19 protein-coding genes are annotated in these 19,320 nt (G+C 48.3%); 15 read left to right on the top strand and 4 right to left on the bottom strand.

All coding sequences use genetic code 11. The features are described from left to right. The first annotated feature begins 174 nt into the window (after positions 1 to 174). Genes def through IX95_RS21305 form a run of 6 tightly spaced genes read left to right on the top strand, consistent with a single transcriptional unit; the run spans position 175 to position 6,495 of the window. Positions 175 to 696 carry a peptide deformylase gene (def, locus tag IX95_RS21330; protein WP_006957514.1) on the top strand — a complete coding sequence of 174 codons (522 nt, stop codon included), beginning with the start codon at positions 175 to 177 and terminating at the stop codon, positions 694 to 696. A gap of 22 nt (positions 697 to 718) precedes the next feature. Continuing rightward, positions 719 to 1,666 carry a methionyl-tRNA formyltransferase gene (gene fmt / locus IX95_RS21325; RefSeq protein WP_038163850.1) on the top strand — a complete coding sequence of 316 codons (948 nt, stop codon included), beginning with the start codon at positions 719 to 721 and terminating at the stop codon, positions 1,664 to 1,666. Positions 1,667 to 1,722: 56 nt separating this feature from the next. Further along, the gene (gene rsmB / locus IX95_RS21320) at positions 1,723 to 3,003 is read left to right on the top strand and encodes a 16S rRNA (cytosine(967)-C(5))-methyltransferase RsmB (protein ID WP_038163848.1); all 1,281 of its coding nucleotides are present in this window, start codon (positions 1,723 to 1,725) and stop codon (positions 3,001 to 3,003) included. Between the two features lie 49 nt (positions 3,004 to 3,052). Continuing rightward, a complete protein-coding gene (trkA, locus tag IX95_RS21315) occupies positions 3,053 to 4,429 on the top strand; it encodes a Trk system potassium transporter TrkA (protein ID WP_006957511.1) in 1,377 nt (458 codons plus the stop codon). Between the two features lie 10 nt (positions 4,430 to 4,439). After that, the gene (locus tag IX95_RS21310; RefSeq protein WP_019274025.1) at positions 4,440 to 5,885 is read left to right on the top strand and encodes a TrkH family potassium uptake protein; all 1,446 of its coding nucleotides are present in this window, start codon (positions 4,440 to 4,442) and stop codon (positions 5,883 to 5,885) included. 10 nt (positions 5,886 to 5,895) lie between these two features. Next, on the top strand, positions 5,896 to 6,495 hold the full coding sequence (locus tag IX95_RS21305; protein WP_038163847.1) for a DUF3157 family protein: 600 nt from the start codon (positions 5,896 to 5,898) through the stop codon (positions 6,493 to 6,495). Here IX95_RS21305 and trhA read toward each other — a convergent pair. Then, a complete protein-coding gene (gene trhA, locus IX95_RS21300) occupies positions 6,492 to 7,145 on the bottom strand; it encodes a PAQR family membrane homeostasis protein TrhA (protein WP_006957508.1) in 654 nt (217 codons plus the stop codon). The genes IX95_RS21305 and trhA overlap by 4 nt on opposite strands. An 84-nt stretch (positions 7,146 to 7,229) precedes the next feature. Beyond that, positions 7,230 to 8,027 carry a sporulation protein gene (locus IX95_RS21295; protein ID WP_038163845.1) on the bottom strand — a complete coding sequence of 266 codons (798 nt, stop codon included), beginning with the start codon at positions 8,025 to 8,027 and terminating at the stop codon, positions 7,230 to 7,232. Between the two features lie 312 nt (positions 8,028 to 8,339). Here IX95_RS21295 and IX95_RS26705 point away from each other — a divergent pair, with 312 nt between their 5' ends. The 5 genes from IX95_RS26705 to IX95_RS21275 all read left to right on the top strand — a co-directional run bounded on the left by IX95_RS26705 (position 8,340) and on the right by IX95_RS21275 (position 12,260). Then, positions 8,340 to 8,507, top strand: a complete 168-nt coding sequence (locus tag IX95_RS26705) for a hypothetical protein (protein WP_171341828.1) — start codon at positions 8,340 to 8,342, stop codon at positions 8,505 to 8,507. A gap of 124 nt (positions 8,508 to 8,631) precedes the next feature. Then, on the top strand, positions 8,632 to 8,898 hold the full coding sequence (locus tag IX95_RS21290) for a YihD family protein (protein WP_006957505.1): 267 nt from the start codon (positions 8,632 to 8,634) through the stop codon (positions 8,896 to 8,898). 250 nt (positions 8,899 to 9,148) lie between these two features. Next, positions 9,149 to 10,567, top strand: coding sequence for a cytochrome c oxidase accessory protein CcoG (gene ccoG, locus IX95_RS21285; RefSeq protein ID WP_038163841.1), 1,419 nt, complete (start codon positions 9,149 to 9,151; stop codon positions 10,565 to 10,567). A gap of 55 nt (positions 10,568 to 10,622) precedes the next feature. Then, positions 10,623 to 11,609, top strand: coding sequence for a serine/threonine protein kinase (locus tag IX95_RS21280; protein ID WP_021456910.1), 987 nt, complete (start codon positions 10,623 to 10,625; stop codon positions 11,607 to 11,609). A 30-nt stretch (positions 11,610 to 11,639) separates the two neighbouring features. Next, a complete protein-coding gene (locus IX95_RS21275; RefSeq protein ID WP_038163839.1) occupies positions 11,640 to 12,260 on the top strand; it encodes a thiol:disulfide interchange protein DsbA/DsbL in 621 nt (206 codons plus the stop codon). Between the two features lie 55 nt (positions 12,261 to 12,315). On the opposite strand, the gene IX95_RS21270 is transcribed toward IX95_RS21275, so the two are convergent. After that, positions 12,316 to 13,200, bottom strand: coding sequence for an acyltransferase (locus IX95_RS21270; RefSeq protein WP_038163836.1), 885 nt, complete (start codon positions 13,198 to 13,200; stop codon positions 12,316 to 12,318). 183 nt (positions 13,201 to 13,383) lie between these two features. Between IX95_RS21270 and IX95_RS21265 the strand changes: the two genes are divergently transcribed. Continuing rightward, positions 13,384 to 14,370 (top strand): DUF2860 domain-containing protein, encoded by a 987-nt coding sequence (locus IX95_RS21265; protein ID WP_038163835.1) that lies wholly within the window; start codon positions 13,384 to 13,386, stop codon positions 14,368 to 14,370. 32 nt (positions 14,371 to 14,402) lie between these two features. Here IX95_RS21265 and IX95_RS21260 read toward each other — a convergent pair whose 3' ends face one another. Next, positions 14,403 to 15,926 carry a YifB family Mg chelatase-like AAA ATPase gene (locus IX95_RS21260; RefSeq protein WP_038163832.1) on the bottom strand — a complete coding sequence of 508 codons (1,524 nt, stop codon included), beginning with the start codon at positions 15,924 to 15,926 and terminating at the stop codon, positions 14,403 to 14,405. Positions 15,927 to 16,430: 504 nt separating this feature from the next. Between IX95_RS21260 and ilvG the strand changes: the two genes are divergently transcribed. Genes ilvG through ilvE form a run of 3 tightly spaced genes read left to right on the top strand, consistent with a single transcriptional unit; the run spans position 16,431 to position 19,320 of the window. Beyond that, positions 16,431 to 18,077 (top strand): acetolactate synthase 2 catalytic subunit, encoded by a 1,647-nt coding sequence (gene ilvG / locus IX95_RS21255; protein WP_021456907.1) that lies wholly within the window; start codon positions 16,431 to 16,433, stop codon positions 18,075 to 18,077. 1 nt (position 18,078) lies between these two features. Continuing rightward, positions 18,079 to 18,363: an acetolactate synthase 2 small subunit gene (ilvM, locus tag IX95_RS21250; protein WP_006957495.1), complete on the top strand. Its 285-nt coding sequence runs from the start codon at positions 18,079 to 18,081 to the stop codon at positions 18,361 to 18,363. Positions 18,364 to 18,375: 12 nt separating this feature from the next. Next, the gene (gene ilvE, locus IX95_RS21245) at positions 18,376 to 19,320 is read left to right on the top strand and encodes a branched-chain-amino-acid transaminase (protein ID WP_006957494.1); all 945 of its coding nucleotides are present in this window, start codon (positions 18,376 to 18,378) and stop codon (positions 19,318 to 19,320) included.

Genomic DNA, 19,320 nt, shown 5'->3' with positions numbered 1-19,320 from the left:
CCAAACAAAGCTTGGCTACTCAGTGTTCGCCAAATTTGACATGATTCACAGTGCAATTTAACTCGGGGAAAATACGCAAAAGTGTAATGAGGCTGTCATTTGAGTGGCAAAATGTCTAGAATTGAGCCAACAAGGTTTATCCTGATTCGGCTCAGTTCAACATTTCGAGTGTATATGTCTGTATTACAAGTATTAACATTCCCAGATGAGCGCCTTCGCACTGTTGCAAAACCAGTGGAGAAGGTGACCCCTGAGATTCAAAAGTTCGTCGACGACATGATTGAAACCATGTATGACGAAGAAGGTATTGGTCTTGCGGCAACGCAGGTCGATTTTCACCAACGCATCGTCGTTATCGATATTTCAGAAACTCGCGATCAGCCAATGGTTTTAATCAACCCTGAAATTCTTGATAAGCGTGGCGAAGATGGCATTGAGGAAGGCTGTTTGTCTGTTCCTGGTGCACGAGCACTGGTTTCACGTGCTGCAGAAGTCACGGTTAAAGCACTTGACCGTGATGGTAAAGAATACACATTTGAGGCAGATGACCTGCTTGCTATCTGTGTTCAGCATGAGCTTGACCATTTAGAAGGCAAACTTTTTGTCGATTATCTTTCGCCTCTAAAACGCAAGCGCATTCAGGACAAACTGGCAAAAATCAAACGCTTTAACGAAAAGCAAGCCAGCCAAGCCTAATGGCTCACTAAAGGAACGTACTTTGAGCAAACCTTTGAAAATTGTTTTTGCCGGTACTCCGGACTTCGCCGCCCGTCACTTGGCGGCGTTGTTGTCTTCGGAGCACGAGGTTATTGCGGTCTACACCCAGCCAGACCGTCCAGCGGGTCGAGGCAAAAAGCTGACTGCCAGCCCAGTAAAGAACATCGCACTTGAGCATGATATCCCGGTTTACCAACCAGAAAACTTTAAGTCAGATGAAGCTAAGCAAGAACTGGCTGATTTGAATGCGGATCTAATGGTCGTGGTCGCTTATGGTTTATTGCTGCCACAAGCAGTACTCGATACACCGAAGCTGGGTTGTATCAACGTCCATGGTTCGATTCTGCCGCGTTGGCGCGGTGCCGCTCCTATCCAGCGCTCTATTTGGGCTGGCGATCAGGAAACAGGCGTCACCATTATGCAGATGGATATCGGCTTAGATACTGGCGATATGCTGAAAATTGCAACTTTGCCGATCGAAGCCACAGATACCAGCGCTTCTATGTATGAAAAGCTGGCTGGGCTTGGCCCGCAAGCTCTGGTTGAGTGTCTGGCTGACATTGCTGACGGCAAAGCGTCTCCTGAAAAGCAAGATGACGAGCTGGCGAATTACGCCAAAAAACTCAGCAAAGAAGAAGCACGCATTAACTGGAGTGATGACGCCGAGCATATTGAACGTTGTGTGCGCGCCTTCAATCCTTGGCCGATGAGCCATTTTGAAGCCGCCGACAACAGCATCAAAGTCTGGCAAAGCCGCGTTGACGTTCAAACGACAACTGAGGCACCCGGCACAATACTGCAAGCAGATAAAACGGGGATCTACATTGCCACTGGCAAGCATGTTCTGGTTCTCGAACAGCTTCAGGTACCCGGTAAAAAAGCCATGCCGGTTCAGGATATCCTCAACTCGCGTGCCAGCTGGTTTGAAGTCGGCACACAGCTGACCTAATTTATACGTACTTTTTGAGGGTGGAGACACCCTCCCTTACTGCTAAGGTATTCAACATGAATGTTCGCGCTGCTGCGGCTAATGTCCTTTTCCAAGTGGTCGATAAAGGCCAGTCTCTATCTAACGCACTTCCTGCGGCTCAACAACAAGTCAAACCTTGCGATCAAGCGTTGTTACAGGAAATCTGTTACGGATCATTGCGTTATTTACCTCGCCTTGAATCGATCGCGAATGAGCTGATGGATAAGCCTCTTAAAGGCAAACAACGCGTTTTCCACCACCTGATTCTGGTCGGTATTTACCAACTGAGCTTTATGCGTATTCCAGCGCACGCAGCCGTCGCTGAAACCGTCGAAGGCACCAAAACGCTCAAAGGCCCACGCCTACGCGGCTTAATCAATGCAGTGTTACGTAACTATCAACGTAACCAAGAAGAGTTAGATGCTCATGCCATGAGCCACAATGCTGGTAAATACGGTCACCCGAGCTGGTTACTTAAACTGCTTCAGGACGCCTACCCACAGCAATGGCAAGACATTATTGAAGCCAACAACAGCAAAGCACCAATGTGGTTGCGTGTGAATCAACAACATCACAGCCGTGACGAATACCAGCAACTGCTCAAAAATGAAAACATAGATAGCAGTATTCACAGTGAAGCGAGCGACGCCCTAAAATTGGCCGCCCCGTGCGACGTGACAAAATTGCCAGGCTTTGAGAAAGGTTGGGTTTCTGTTCAGGATGCTGCTGCTCAGTTGTCGATTAACTACCTAACGCCAAAAGATGGCGAGTTAATTCTAGATTGTTGTGCTGCACCAGGAGGCAAAACCGCCCATATTCTTGAGCGTACTCAAGATGCCCAGGTAGTGGCTATTGACTGTGATGACAGCCGCCTCAAACGCGTACACGACAACCTGCAACGCCTTCAACTGAAAGCGCAAGTTATTTGCGGTGACGCACGTAAGCCAAAAGATTGGTGGCAAGGCGAGCAATTTGATCGCATCCTGCTCGATGCACCTTGTTCGGCCACGGGTGTTATTCGCCGCCACCCAGACATCAAATGGCTGCGTCGTGGTGATGACATCGCAGCATTGGCAGAACTGCAAAGCGAGATTCTGGATGCGATGTGGCAACAGCTGAAGCCGGGCGGTACGCTGGTTTATGCGACCTGCTCTGTGACACCGCAGGAAAACAGCGAACAGGTGAAAGCGTTTCTGGCACGCACCGCGAATGCTCAGTTAGAAGGTTCGCCGGTAGACAACCCAGGACGCCAAGTGCTTCCAGGCGAAGAGGACATGGATGGCTTTTATTACGCCATCCTGACAAAAATCGCGTAGTAATTCGGGGATCATCGATCCCCTAAATTTTGGTTAGACGAGAAACGGTATGAAAATCATCATTCTTGGCGCTGGTCAGGTAGGCGGTACACTGGCAGAGAATCTGGTCGGTGAAAACAATGACATCACCATAGTCGACAGAAATAGCGATCGACTGCGTGAGCTGCAAGATAAATATGATTTACGGGTAGTGAACGGCTACGCCAGTCACCCAGATGTGCTGCGTGAAGCGGGCGCACAGGATGCCGACATGTTGGTCGCCGTGACCAATATGGATGAAACCAATATGGCCGCCTGTCAGGTTGCCTTTTCTCTGTTTAACACACCCAACCGTATCGCTCGTATCCGCTCGCCACAATACTTGGCCGAGAAAGAAGCGTTATTCCAATCCGGTGCCGTTCCGGTTGACCACCTGATCGCACCTGAAGAATTGGTGACCAGCTACATCGAGCGCCTGATCCAATATCCGGGCGCACTGCAAGTGGTGAGCTTTGCCGAGCAGAAAGTCAGCTTAGTGGCGGTGAAAGCGTATTACGGTGGCCCACTGGTTGGTAATGCCCTATCCGCCTTGCGTGAGCACATGCCACACATCGATACTCGCGTTGCCGCTATTTTTCGTCAGGGTCGCCCTATCCGCCCTCAGGGTACCACCATTATCGAAGCCGATGATGAAGTGTTCTTCGTCGCCGCCAGTAACCACATCCGTTCGGTCATGAGTGAACTGCAGAGACTGGAAAAGCCGTATCGCCGCATCATGATTGTCGGGGGTGGTAACATCGGCGCCAGCTTAGCTAAGCGCCTTGAGCAGTCCTACAGCGTCAAGTTGATTGAACGCAGTTACCAGCGCGCTGAAAAGCTGTCTGAAGAGCTGGAAAACACCATTGTTTTCTGTGGTGACGCTGCGGATCAGGAACTGCTTACCGAAGAAAATATCGATCAGGTCGACGTGTTCATCGCCCTGACCAATGAAGACGAAACCAATATCATGTCCGCCATGCTGGCGAAACGCATGGGAGCCAAGAAAGTGATGGTGCTTATCCAGCGCGGCGCCTATGTGGATCTGGTTCAGGGTGGTGTGATTGACGTCGCTATCTCACCTCAGCAAGCAACGATTTCCGCCTTGCTAACACACGTCCGTCGGGCTGATATTGTTAACGTCTCTTCACTACGTCGCGGTGCAGCAGAAGCTATCGAAGCCATCGCTCACGGTGATGAAACCACATCTAAAGTCGTTGGCCGCGCGATTGGCGACATCAAACTACCACCGGGCACAACAATCGGTGCGATTGTTCGTGGTGAAGAAGTCCTGATAGCTCATGACCGAACTGTGATTGAGCAAGACGACCACGTAGTGATGTTCCTGGTGGATAAGAAGTACGTCCCAGACGTCGAAGCGCTATTCCAACCGAGTCCTTTCTTCCTCTAGGATTGACACTATGGTCAACTTCCGTCCTGTACTGTTTGTTATCGGCCTGGTTCTTTCTAAACTGGCCCTATTCATGTACGTCCCTACTCTGGTGGCTTTCTTTACAGGCACTGCAGGGTTTCTTGAGTTTGGCCAGTCAGTGGTCATCACCCACCTTGCTGCCTTCGTCTGTCTGACAATCGGTCGTACTAAGCATTTCAAACTCAGCGCGCGCGATATGTTCCTCATCACCAGTCTGGTGTGGATGGTCGCCAGTGCTTTTGCTGCTCTGCCGTTTGTGTTCATCAACCACATCAGCTTTACCGATGCGTACTTTGAAACCATGTCTGGCATTACGACAACCGGGTCAACCGTACTCAGTGGGCTGGATGACATGGCTCCGAGTATTTTGCTGTGGCGCTCCATCTTGCAGTGGCTTGGCGGAATCGGCTTCATTGTCATGGCGGTCGCGGTGTTGCCGATGCTCAACGTCGGTGGTATGAAGCTTTTCCATACCGAATCTTCTGATTGGTCAGATAAAAGCAGCCCCCGCGCCAAAACCGTGGCCAAAAACATCATGTTGGTCTACCTGATCCTGACTGGTTTGTGCATGGTCGGCTATCTTCTGACCGGCATGAATTTGTTTGAGGCTATTAACCACTCTTTCACCACTCTCTCGACAGGCGGCTATTCCACTTCAGATGGCTCAATGAACCACTTTTCTAAAGGGTCTCATTGGGTAGCGACGCTGTTTATGTTCCTAGGTGGATTGCCCTTCCTGCTGTTTGTGGCAGCGATGCGCAAGCGCCGGGTAGATGAGTTAATCAATGACGCGCAAGTACGCGGTTTCACCTACCTGTTTCTTATCACCAGCCTGATCATTTCAGCTTGGCTAGTAATACGAGATGGCTACAGCGTTATGGATGCGCTACGGGTGTCGATGTTCAATATCGTCTCTGTCGTAACAACCACAGGGTTTGGTCTAGAGGACTTCACCGCATGGGGTGCATTGCCAACCACCTTGTTTGCCTTCTTAATGATGGCGGGGGCCTGTTCGGGTTCGACCTCCGGCGGAATCAAAGTCTTCCGCTTTCAGATTGCGATGACGCTACTCAACAAACAGATGATGAAGCTTATTCATCCTTCTGGGGTATTTGTTCAGCGTTACAATCATAGGCCGGTGAACGATGACATCGTACGCTCTGTGGTTGCGTTCGCACTGATGTTCTTTATCACGATTATTTTTATTGCTGGATGCTTAAGTGCATTGGGATTGGATCCTATTACCAGCATTTCCGGGTCTATCACCGCCGTGGCCAACGTTGGCCCAGGCATGGGTGCAGTGATTGGGCCGACAGGTAACTTTGCCCCACTACCAGATGCCGCCAAGTGGCTGCTCAGCTTTGGAATGCTGATGGGACGACTGGAAATACTCACCTTGTTGGTGCTGTTTTTCCCGGCTTTCTGGCGACGTTAAGGACACAACAATGAAAAAACTAATCGGACTTTTTACCTTGCTAACCAGTTCATTGGTGTTTGCCAGCCAAACTGTCACTCTCGAAGATGGTCGCCAAGTCCAGCTTAATGACGACTTCACTTGGCAATATGTAGTGCCAGTGGAAGCAAGCAAAACCGATGAAATGGCAGCAGTTGAAGAGACCACTCAGCCAGCCGCTACTATTCCGGTCAAAAAAGCCAAAGTGGCAGCCATTCCGCTGATCGAAAAAGCGGTAGGAACCATTGTCACTGTCGGTAGCGATCGTGCCACCATGCAGCTGTCTGACTCAGGCGTGGAAGTGTTATTAGGTGCGGTGAGCTATCAAGATGGTCAGTTAATGATTCCAACCTCAGTCACGAACCAAAGTAGCCAGTCAGTGATTTTAGTTGAAATCGAAATTCAGGTCTCGACGACCTCGGGAGACGTGCTGAGCAAAGAATCGGTCAAAGTATGGCAATCTATCAAACGCATGACCGACACGTATCTACGCCCTCAACAAGCAGAGCAGGGTAAAACGATTGAACTGGCGATCGATCAAGCTGAGCAGTACTTAGTGACCGCCAAAGTCATTAATCTCGAAACACGTTAGATCGGCTCGACATAGAGGTAAATCGCCAGAAAATGACAAGCGCATCCTGCTAAAACGAACCCGTGCCAAATGGCATGATTAAATGGGATGCGCTTAGCGACATAGAAAATCACGCCCAGTGAATAGATCACTCCTCCCGCAGCCAGCAAAGTTAACCCACCAACATCCAGATTCAATGCCAGTTGATAGATGACCACCAGCGATAACCACCCCATCAATAAGTAGGTCACAAGCGAAAGCTTTTTAAAACGATAGACAAACGCCAATTTCATAATGATGCCGACCAGCGCGATGGTCCAGATCACGATCATCAAACCAATCGCCAAAGGCGTTCTGAGGCTGACGAGCAAAAATGGGGTATAGCTGCCCGCAATCAACAAATAAATCGCGCAGTGATCAAACGTCTTCAGCGCCCGTTTGGCTTTCTGATAAGGAATCGCGTGATACAGAGTAGAAGCAAGAAACAGCACAATCATGCTGCCGCCGTAAATGCTCATACTGGTAATAGTCAGAGCATCCGCATTGTGATCAACGGCTTTGATCAGCAGCAACACCAAGCCCACAATGCCAAGTACCATACCGATACCGTGGGTCAGTGTATTGGCGATTTCTTCTTTGACGCTGTAAGGCGCGGTGTGATTGGTCGACATAACAAGCCATACTCTGGTGGAATATTTACTCCAAAGTATGGCACATTCAGCTTACACTTGTAAGCCCAAACTGTTAACTTTACGTTAAGAGTGACTGTCGAGATACTCTACAACTTGCTGACCTGCCTGATCTGCTGGGGTATGAACGGAAATCGTCAGCTGACGTTTTAACTGCCCACCACCTAACAAGCTTGCTAGCATTCCCTTTGCACCTTCACGATGTCGATCAATTTCAAACCACATCTGTAATTCATCATCACTGCGATACGCCACCATTTCCAATTCGCGCCAGCGACCGTGAAAAGGCCCAGTGGTCGGCACAAATTCAAACTCCTGAACAAACGGTAGCTCAAATCTCTCAACCGCTTCACACTCAACCTGACGAATACGCAGCCCCTGCTCTTCCAAAGCCGTAAAAATACCATCTAACAAAGGATCAGGACGCACCGTAAGAATATCAGTGTCACTAGGATCTTTAGCCAAGGCGATATTCAGCCCGGTTTCCAACCACACTTTGGAATCACCAATGGTGACAGGCGCATTCCATGGCACGTCCAGCTCGACTTCAAAATCACGCGTTTCTCCCGGCTCAATGGTAAATGCATACGGTAACGTCCAGTGAGCCAAGGTATAGCTGGTCGGCATACGACGCATATGGCCGCTGTTATGCTCGTCTCTGTCTTGATTGGCTGGTACTTCTTTGATGTAGCGGCAATAAAGCTTCATCTCAATATTATCAATTTCCTGCGCTGTCGAGCCGCCATAGACATGAATCGTCACATTGACCTTTTCACCCGGGTACAGCACTTCTTGCTGCAGAACGGAATCGACTTTTGCAGAACCGATACCAAAACTCGCGAGGGTTTTCTTAAAAAACGACATGCACACCTCCTTGGTAAAGCGCAGCCATCAACATAATCACACGGTATCATACTAATCCGCACACTTGTCTCACTACTACTACGCCTCTCACATAATTGTAGTGAGAGGAAACAAACAAGATCGATTAGATATCGATCAATTGATCGGATGATGCTAATCTGATCTCTGATATGCATATTTCATATCATTATTCCTGATTAGCTACTTGGATTGGCGTGAGCCAGAAGAGCCATTCTTCAGTAATGAAGCGCAACTCATAGCTAATCAGGCCATAAGTTCGGCAATGGATGTGCCTGGCAGTTAGGTTAATCAATGCGCCCAACAGCAGTCAGGTGTACGTCGCACACAAACCGTGCGATGCGTCGTCGTGGTGGCTTTGTCACTACTCCAGCGGCACAAAAACTCGCGCCCGGAATGACTTTAGTAGAAAAGACAGCGTTAATGTCCTCTTCTGCAGCCAAAGTCACTAAGGCGGCATAGGCATAAAGCGCAGTCTCCACTGCGCTTTTTCTTTTCTCATTCTCCCACCCCTGAATCCATGGTATTGGCCTGTCTGATTTGGTACCTTAACCGTATACCAGCATAGAAAGTGTGGAGAAAGCCGATGAAGTGTCATCGCATTGAAGAGCTACTCGAGCTACTCGAGCCTGAATGGCAAAAAGATCAGCAAATGAACCTGCTGCAGTTTATTGTCCAACTCGCGCAGGAAGCAGGTTACGAAGGTAAACTGGAAGATCTCACCGACGATGTACTGATCTACCACCTCAAAATGCGCAACAGCAGCAAAGATGAAATGATTCCGGGGCTGAAAAAAGATCAGGAAGACGATTTTAAAACCGCGATTCTGCGGGCGCGTGGCATCATCAAATAATCAGGCTTAGGCCAGGGCGACCTTAGGGTCGCTTTTTTTATATCCAAATCATTTAGACGGGCAAAACTGTTAGGCAATTTATTTATAAAACTGTACTGATCTTTGTTGTTAAAGGTTGATAGCCTTAAAGAAATAAAAAAATGATTGCGTATATAATCGCCGTCCATAAGAAAATACTAAAATATTAAAGAGCAAAGTCGCAGAGCGGGATCGCTAAGAAATCTCGCCTTTAGCCCAAGAAGGAAGCGTAATGAGTCAGGACAAAATTGAGATAAAAGACGTGACTCCCAAGACCTTTAACCCCAAGACGCACAAAAACACTGGGGACAGGTTTAACCCGAGCAACCGCATCTACGTGCGTGAAAGTAAGGGCACATTTCAACAGTTACGTCGCTACGGAGGCTGGTTGCTACTGGTTCTCTTCGCTATGGTGCCATGGATTCCGTACGGGGAACGTCAGGCAGTTCTATTAGACCTTGGTCATCAGCAGTTTAACTTCTTTGGTACCACACTTTACCCGCAAGATCTGACCTTGCTGGCATTGCTGTTCATGATTTCCGCTTTCGGTCTGTTCTTCCTTACCACCTTCTTAGGTCGGGTATGGTGTGGCTATTTGTGTCCGCAAACCGTCTGGACCTTCATGTACATCTGGTTTGAAGAGAAGCTAGAAGGCAGCGCCAACAAACGCCGTAAACAAGACTCAGGCAAGCTGAACGCTAATCTTGCAATGCGTAAAGGACTTAAGCACCTAGCATGGTGGTCTATTGCACTGGCAACAGGTTTCACCTTTACCGGCTACTTTGTTCCGATCAAAGATCTTGTACTCGGGTTCTTCACCTTCAACGCTGATTTCTGGCCAGTGTTCTGGGTACTATTCTTTGCAGGCTGTACCTACGCCAATGCAGGTTGGATGCGCTCGATCATGTGTGTCCACATGTGTCCGTATGCGCGCTTCCAGTCAGCCATGTTTGATAAAGATACCTTCATCGTTGGCTACAATACAAAACGAGGCGAATCTCGTGGTGCTCGCTCACGTAAAGCCGATCCAAAAGCTCTGGGTTTAGGCGACTGTATCGACTGTAACCTGTGTGTGCAGGTCTGTCCGACCGGTATCGATATTCGCGATGGCCTGCAATATGAGTGCATCAACTGTGGAGCTTGTATTGATGCCTGTGACAATACGATGGATCGTATGGGCTATGAAAAAGGCCTGATCAGCTACACCACAGAGCATCGTTTGTCAGGCAAAAATACCAAAGTCATGCGACCTAAATTACTTGGCTATGGCGCGGTACTGTTAGTGATGATCGGTTTGTTCTTTGCTCAAGTGGCTGCGGTTGACCCAGCAGGTCTTAGCGTGCTGCGTGACCGTAATCAGTTATTCCGCGTCAACAGCTCCGGCGAAGTCGAAAACACCTACACACTGAAGATCATCAACAAAACTCAGCAAACTCAAGAGTATAAGTTGGATGTGTTAGGGCTCACTGATGTCTCTTGGTATGGCAAACAAACTGTCCACGTTTCACCGGGTGAAGTGTACAACCTACCAATGAGCTTAGGCGTCAATCCGGACAATCTCAGCTCTCCTGTTGCGACAATTCAGTTTATACTGTCCGATAGCGAAGACTTTACGATTGAAGTAGAAAGCCGCTTTATTAAAAAGCTTTAGCGGCTACCTCTACCTAAAACATGGAAAAGGGCTCAGCAATGAGCCCTTTTTATTTATGACACAACAAGCCTTTAACTTTGATGCTCTGACACCCGACTTTATGTGGTACGCCTTGGAAAGCATTGGCGTTCGCGCCGAATCCGGCTTTCTACCACTCAACAGCTATGAAAACCGTGTTTATCAGTTTACCGATGAAGAGCGTCAACGTTATGTGGTGAAGTTTTATCGCCCCGAGCGCTGGAGTTCAGAACAGATACAAGAAGAGCACGACTTTACTCTGGAGCTAATTGAATCCGATATCCCGGTTGCCCCACCGATAAAAATTCAGGGGCAAACTCTGCATCAATATCAGGGGTATCTGTTTGCACTGTTTGCCAGTGTTGGCGGACGCCAGTTTGAAGTTGATAACCTCGAACAACTGGAAGGCGTAGGTCGTTTCCTTGGTCGAATCCATAAAGTCGGTGCTCGAACGCCCTTTAAGCACAGACCCACCATCAGCCTCGAAGAATACCTGCATCAACCACGTAAGATTCTGGAGCAATCACAGTTTATTCCATTTCATCTGGAGAATGCCTTCTTCAATGACTTAGACTTGTTGATTCAATCGCTGCAACAACAATGGGATGACTCAGCCAACATCATTCGTCTTCACGGTGATTGCCATCCGGGGAACATTCTCTGGCGCGACGGTCCAATGTTTGTCGATCTTGATGACTCTCGTAATGGACCGGCAGTACAAGACTTGTGGATGATGCTTAATGGCGAACGTGCCGATAAACTGATGCAATTAGATATTCTGCTTGAGGCGTATCAGGAGTTTAACGACTTTAATACCAACGAATTGAAACTAATTGAACCTTTACGCGGTCTACGTATGGTGCACTATATGGCATGGTTGGCAAAAAGATGGCAGGATCCTGCTTTTCCTATCGCCTTCCCGTGGTTTGATGATCCAAAATACTGGGAAAGCCAGGTATTAGCTTTCAAAGAACAAATTTCGGCATTGAGTGAGCCACCACTCTCACTGATGCCTCAGTGGTAAGAAGCCAAAATGACAAACATGGAGTCAATAATGAAAAAGCTGTTTGCACTTGTCGCAACTGTTATGTTGAGCCTTTCTGCTCACGCCGCTCAATTCAAAGAAGGTGAACATTATCAAGTTCTTGATATTCCTTCAGCTTCTCTCAGCAAGGCTTCACAAAAGCCAACAGTGACCGAGTTTTTCTCTTTCTACTGCCCACACTGTAATACGTTTGAGCCAATCATCGAACAGCTAAAAGCTCAACTTCCAGAAGGGGCTAAATTCCAGAAAAATCACGTTTCCTTCATGGGTGGTAGCATGGGTGAGTCGATGAGCAAAGCCTACGCGACCATGGTAGCGCTGAAAGTGGAAGACAAAATGGTACCAGTCATGTTTAACCGCATTCACAACATGCGTAAGCCACCAAAAAATGATGAAGAACTGCGTCAAATCTTCCTAGACGAAGGCATTGATGCGAAGAAATTTGATGCAGCATTCAAAGGCTTTGCCGTTGACTCTATGGTGCGCCGCTTCGACAAGCAGTTTAAAGACAGCGGCCTGTCTGGCGTACCAGCAGTTGTCGTAAACAATAAGTACCTTGTTCAGGCACAGAGCATCAAGACAATTAACGAATACTTCGAGTTGGTAAACTTCCTGCTGACTAAACAGTAATAAGTTGATTACGTAAAAAAGGGAGCCTTGGCTCCCTTTTTAGTGTTCGATTGATCTACTTATCCTGATGAATCTCTTTTAGCAGTTCATCTTTATCCTGCCATATATCACCCAACCATTGCTGAAACTGGCGCTTGTAAGGTTTATCGTTGAAGTAATCCCCACGAACGCTGTCATCGACAGGCAACACTTTGATGCGTACGACTATCTTGGTCATTCGTCCCATCAGCATATCGCGAAACGGTTTATCGGTGTTTTCTGGGTACGCTAGCGTGACATCAATAATGTTTTCAAACTGATCGCCCATGGCCGCCAACGTATAAGCAATTCCCCCCGTTTTGGGCTGCAACAAATACTGATAGCCTGCTTTGCTCTTTTTCTGCTTCTGCTCAGTAAAACGTGTGCCTTCCACATAATTCACCACCGTCGTTGGGGTGTGCTTGAACTTGGCACAAGATCGACGAGTCGTTGCCAAATCTTGACCACGCTTTTCCGGGTGGCGAATCAAATACTCTCGGGAATAGCGGCGCATAAACGGCATATCCAGCGCCCAGCACGCCATTCCTATAAACGGAACGTAAAATAATTGTTGCTTAAGAAAGAACTTCGGCATAGGAATGCGGTCTTTAAACACACCGCACAATACAACAATGTCGGTCCAGCTTAGGTGGTTACTGATCAGTAAATACCAGCCGTCTTTCCTTAAACTTTGACCGCCTTCGATGTCCCATTCGACACGATTGAACAAGGAAAGAATGCCGGAGTTAATGGTCGCCCACAGCCACATCACCCGATTAGCCATTGCAGTACCTTTTGCCTGCAATTTACCTTTTGGTAACACGGCTTTAATCAAAGCAATGATACAAATGACGATCGAGCAAAAAGCTGAGTTAAGGATGACCAGAGCCACATTCAGAACAAGGAGTAGGTATGCAAACATAACGCTTATTAATGAGATCCCAGATAGAATTTATAACGTTTCATTTATGAATAATAAAACAGCGTGTAATTATACAAGTCCGTAACCACATTGGAATCACTCTGACGATGGTCAGATTAGTTCGACAAAACTTCGACAACCACTTATCTAATGTCAAAAGGTTCATAACAAGGAGAACCCTCAATGAAAGCCAAACTCTCTCTAATAGCCCTGTCGCTGGTTGCCCTTCCAACGATGGCTCAGCTATCAGAACAAGCAGGATTTAGTGGTGAAGTGTCACTCAGCGCTGGATTTGCCTCTACCACTTCAAACTTCAATACCGATGGCGATAAAACCATCAATGATGTCAATCAAACGGCCTCTTCAGACAGCGGTGCGCTAGTACTGCCACTTGGTAGCTTGGCCTATACCTTCGGTACAAATTTAGACAAACAGTTTTACGTAGGTATGGCTCGTGAAGATATCGCTGTCGGTACATTAGCGCTGGAGCTAGGATATAAGCAACAACTTGCGTCAGGTATGGTGATTGATGCCTCTTTCCTACCGACAGTGATGTCGGGCGAAACTTGGTCTGACCCATTCCTGACTGGCCAAGAGCGTCAAACCACAGACGAAACAGGCAATGCATTCCGTCTGAAGTTCAACAATATTATGGGCTCTAACTTCAGCCTAGACACCGCGTATGCAACCCGCGATATTGACGATGAAAAATCTGGTGTCAGTGATACATCATTAACAACCACAGAGCGAAATGCTCTTCAGCGCGACTCTTCATCAATCTATCTAAAAGGTGACTATCGTCTACCGTTGACTCGCACTTCGTTCTTGCAGCCTTCACTCACCTACATCAAAACTGATGCCGACGGAGATGCCAACTCACTCGATTCAGTTGGCGGTGAGCTAAGTTACTTTAAGATCATGAACCGCCACCAGTTCGCACTGACGGCTGGGTACACTAACCGCTCTTACGACGCCGTTAACCCAATTTACGGCAAGACGCGTGACGAAGATGAACTGAGCTTCTTCGCAGCTTACGAGTATCAAGAGTTCATGGGCTGGCAAGACTGGTCGTTGATTTCGTTTGCTGGCTACTCCAAAACCGACTCCAACATCGACTTCTACGATGAAGACCAGTATTTGCTCTCGGTCGGTATGAACTACCAATTCTAAGTTGAAGTACAGCCCGCCCTGTGCGGGCTTTTTTACACCGCCTGAGCGGTCAATTGCTTAAGCAATCGGTCCATTGCCCGATATCCCAACGCTTCAGCTAGGTGATTGCGAGCAATCTGCGACTGGCCATCTAAATCAGCAATAGTGCGCGCAACCTTAATGATTCGGTGATAAGCCCGAATTGACAACCCAAGACGATGCAACGCACTCTCCAAAAACTGCGCATCTTCTTTTTTCAATGGACAGTACTCCTCTATTTCGCGACTGCCCAACAGCGCATTAACCTTATTGGAGCGCTCCAGCATACAGGCTCTGGCATTGAAAACCCTTTGCTTAACTACTTCTGTAGGTTCACCACGATCGCCACCTTCGGCCAAAGTACCTTTAGGTAACGCTGGGATCTCAAGTGACATATCAAAGCGATCCAGTAAAGGGCCAGATAACCGACTCAGATAACGTAAAATGGTTTGTGGATTCACTCTCGACTGATTACCTTCGTAATAGCCCGTCGGACTGGGATTGAGAGCCCCCACCAGCTGAAAGCGTGCAGGGAAGCGAGTTTTGCCCTGAGCACGCGAGATAATAATCTCCCCGGATTCCAGCGGCTCACGCAATGAGTCAAGCACCTTACGTTCAAACTCTGGCATTTCATCAAGAAACAGCAACCCATTATGGGCCAACGAAATTTCACCCGGTCTTGGGATTGTGCCTCCGCCGACGAGCGCTGCCATTGAGCTTGAATGGTGCGGTGCACGAAAGGGGCGCCGCTTCCAGTTAAGCGCATTGATTTCCTGCTGAGTTAGTGACGCAACAGACGCCGTTTCCATTGCTTCGTCGTCACTCATCTCCGGCAGCAAATCGCACAAACGCGAGGCAAGCATGGTTTTTCCCGTCCCAGGCGGGCCTAAAAATAACAAGTTATGGTTGCCTGCCGCAGCAATTTCCAAAGCACGTTTACCTTGCTGCTGACCAATGATGTCTTGTAAGTCGCGGCCATTATCCACCGCTCGGTGCAGATTTTGTGTTTGATGCAGGCTAAGTTTTTGTTGGCCACAAAGATCGGCGCACACTTCTAGTAAGCTTTGGGCAGATTTATGCTGTTCTTCGCCCACTAACGCGGCTTGATCGCCGTTGTAATGAGGCACAACCAAGCTTCGCTGTGCTTTGTTGGCTGCCAGCGCTGCAGGCAATACCCCTTTCACTCCTCGCAGTTCCCCCGACAAAGCCAGCTCACCAACGAATTCTTTTTCCGCCAAACCCCTGACTGGAATCTGCTCTGAAGCAGCGAGAATGCCAAGTGCAATCGGCAAATCAAAGCGCCCTCCCTCCTTGGGCAGATCGGCGGGTGCAAGATTGACCGTGATTCGCTTGGCTGGAAACTCAAATCGAGAGTTGATGATCGCACTGCGCACTCGGTCGCGTGATTCTTTAACAGTGGTTTCCGGTAATCCCACCAGAGTGAACCCCGGCATTCCATTACTGATATGCACCTCTACCGTCACAGGAGGCGCTTCAACCCCCACCGATGCCCGACTGTAAATAATGGCTAAGCCCATAATTTTTCCTACACTCTCTGCTATCTATTTATCTGTTTGATAACTTGCGCACTTTTCTAACAATCTTGTTATATAGCGTGGTGAGATGATGAGAGAATGTGAAAAAAGAATGACTTTTTGCTTGTCATGTAACGGAATTCTATGTTACCACTAGTGACGCAAACAATTTCGTACCATATTACGTAAGCACAACATTAAAAAAGAATATGAATTTCAACGCCCGCATTAACGCACTGATTGTCCTGATTATCGTGGTCATTATTGATTCCGCGCGGGGGCTGGTGGGCGAAAAATAAAACACCAAATTCAAAAAAACCCCCGCACTGAAAAGTCCGGGGGTTTTTTTCAACTTAAACGCTGAAAATCAGCGAAAAAATAAACACTGACTTAGTCAGGCAGACAGAAAAATAAAGAGCTCAGCCGCAAGCTGGCAGGAAGAATGGGAGCGCACATGACGTGCACAACAACACAACATTGCTACTTAGGTAGCCAAGGAGGCTTACGATGACAGGTGCTGAATTAGTCGTAGCCGCATTAAAGCAACAGGGCATCAAAACCGTATTCGGCTATCCAGGCGGTGCCATCATGCCAATTTATGACGCGCTGTATGACGGTGGCGTCGAGCACATCCTCTGCCGTCACGAACAAGGTGCAGCGATGGCCGCTATCGGTATGGCACGCGCGACTCAAGATGTCGCAGTCTGTATGGCAACATCTGGTCCCGGAGCCACTAACCTAGTAACCGGTTTGGCCGATGCGTTTATGGATTCGATCCCAATGGTGGCAATCACGGGTCAGGTCGCCAGTTCCCACATCGGGACAGACGCTTTCCAGGAAATGGATGTGATAGGAATGTCACTATCCTGTACCAAGCACAGTTACCTCGTGACTGAGATTGAAGAGCTTGCACCAACTTTAGCCGAAGCGTTTGAAGTCGCTAAAGCAGGCCGACCAGGACCAGTGATTGTCGACATCGCTAAAGATGTTCAGCTGGCTCAGGCACCGGTTGACGTTTTGCCTCCATTCACGCCACCAGCGCTTCCCGTTCCTCAAGCAGAAGCCGTTTCTGCCGCTCAGGAGCTTCTTTCACAAAGTACCCGCCCAGTATTTTATGTTGGTGGCGGTGTACAACTGGGTAAAGCCACAAAAGCCGTTCGCGAATTCTTACGTTTAAACCCAATGCCTTCGGTCAGCACCCTGAAAGGCTTAGGTACTATCGAACGTCACGACCCACATTACCTTGGCATGCTGGGTATGCACGGCACCAAAGCCGCGAACCTAGTCGTTCAAGAATGTGACCTGTTGATTGCTGTTGGCGCGCGATTCGATGACCGAGTAACAGGTAAATTGGAAACGTTCGCCCCTCACGCTCGCGTTATCCATATCGACATCGATGCTGCTGAGATCAACAAGCTGCGTCACGCCCATGCGCCACTGCGCGGTGATATCAATTCCCTTCTTCCTCAACTCGAACTGACTCAAGACATTACGCCTTGGGTCAAGCACAGTGAAAGTCTGCGTAGTGGCTTTAAGTGGCGTTACGACCACCCAGGTGATCTAATTTTTGCTCCGGGTATGCTCAAACAGTTGTCCGACATGATGCCTGATAGTTCAATGGTCTCAACCGATGTAGGTCAGCACCAGATGTGGGCAGCGCAACATATTCAGCCACGTGACCCACAAAACTTCATCACATCCGCAGGCTTAGGCACCATGGGCTTTGGCCTTCCTGCCGCTATGGGTGCCGCGGTCGCACGTCCGGATGATCAGTCTATCCTTATTACAGGTGACGGCTCTTTCATGATGAACGTTCAGGAACTGGGTACGCTAAAACGTCGCCAGATTCCAGTCAAAATCGTTCTATTGAACAACCAACGCTTAGGCATGGTACGTCAATGGCAGTCGCTGTTCTTTGATGGTCGCCACAGTGAAACCATTCTGGATGACAACCCAGATTTCATCACCTTAGCGAAAGCTTTTGATATTCCTGGAAAAACGATCACAAGAAAAGAAGAAGTTGAGCCAGCGATTCAGGAAATGCTGGATAGTGAAACCTCGTACTTGCTGCACGTTTTAATCGACGAAGAAGAAAACGTGTGGCCACTGGTGCCACCAGGTGCTTCTAACAATGACATGCTGGAGAACACATAAGATGGAAAGATATCTAATCGACATTAAAGCAGACGACAAACCGGTACTGCTGGAGCGTGTTCTTCGTGTGGTTCGCCATCGTGGTTTCATTGTTAGACAAGTTGCAGGCACACAGAACCATGAGAGCAAGATTGCCAGCGTCGAGATCATCGTCGACAGCGATCGTCCGATCTCCTTTCTGACCAATCAGATTGAAAAACTCTGGGATGTGCGCACGGTTGAGGTAACACAAATCGCCAGTGACGAGCTACCGAATAACAACCTACAACAAAAAATTTGTGCATAAAGGAAGGCAATAATGGCTACTACAACAGCGGATTACATTTGGTTTAATGGCAAGCTGGTACCGTGGAAAGAAGCGAATGTTCACGTATTGACTCATGCGATGCACTACGGTACTTCAGTATTTGAAGGTGTGCGCTGCTACAACACGCCTAAAGGACCAATTATATTCCGCCATCGTGAGCATGCGAAGCGACTGAAGGATTCAGCCAAAATCTACCGTTTCCCTATCCCTTACTCTGTGGATGAAATCATGGAAGCGACGCGCGAAACACTGCGCGAGAACAAACTCGATAGCGCTTATATTCGTCCGCTAGGTTTTGTTGGCAATGTTGGCCTCGGTGTGTGTCCACCGCAGGGCACCGAAATGGACCTGATCATCGCCGCTTTCCCATGGGGCTCTTACCTAGGTGAAGAAGCCTTGGAGAAAGGGGTCGATGCGATGATTTCCAGCTGGAACCGCGCAGCGCCAAACACCATTCCAACCGCAGCGAAAGCTGGCGGTAACTACCTATCTTCATTGCTGGTTGGCGGTGAAGCACGTCGTCATGGCTACGATGAAGGTATTGCATTAAGTGTTGATGGTTATTTGTCTGAAGGCGCAGGTGAAAACATCTTTGTGATTAAAGATGGCGTGATCACCACGCCACCAGCAACCAGCGCTATCCTACCTGGCATCACTCGTGATTCGATCATGACTATCGCTCGTGACAAAGGTTACCAAGTACGCGAAGCAAACATTGCTCGCGAAGCACTTTACCTCGCAGACGAAGTGTTTATGACAGGTACTGCAGCAGAGGTCGTTCCTGTTGCAACCATAGATAAAATTGACGTAGGCAGCGGTAAACGCGGCCCTATCACCAAAGAGCTACAAGAAGCTTACTTTGGACTATTCAACGGCACCACTGAAGATAAGTGGGGCTGGTTAGATTACGTTTACCCAGCAGACGCGGCAAAATAA

This window comes from Vibrio sp. B183, from assembly GCF_000740665.1.
Taxonomy (GTDB): domain Bacteria; phylum Pseudomonadota; class Gammaproteobacteria; order Enterobacterales; family Vibrionaceae; genus Vibrio; species Vibrio coralliilyticus.
The sequence above is the reverse complement of the archived record's forward strand: the minus strand, read 5'-3'. Positions and strand labels throughout refer to the sequence as shown.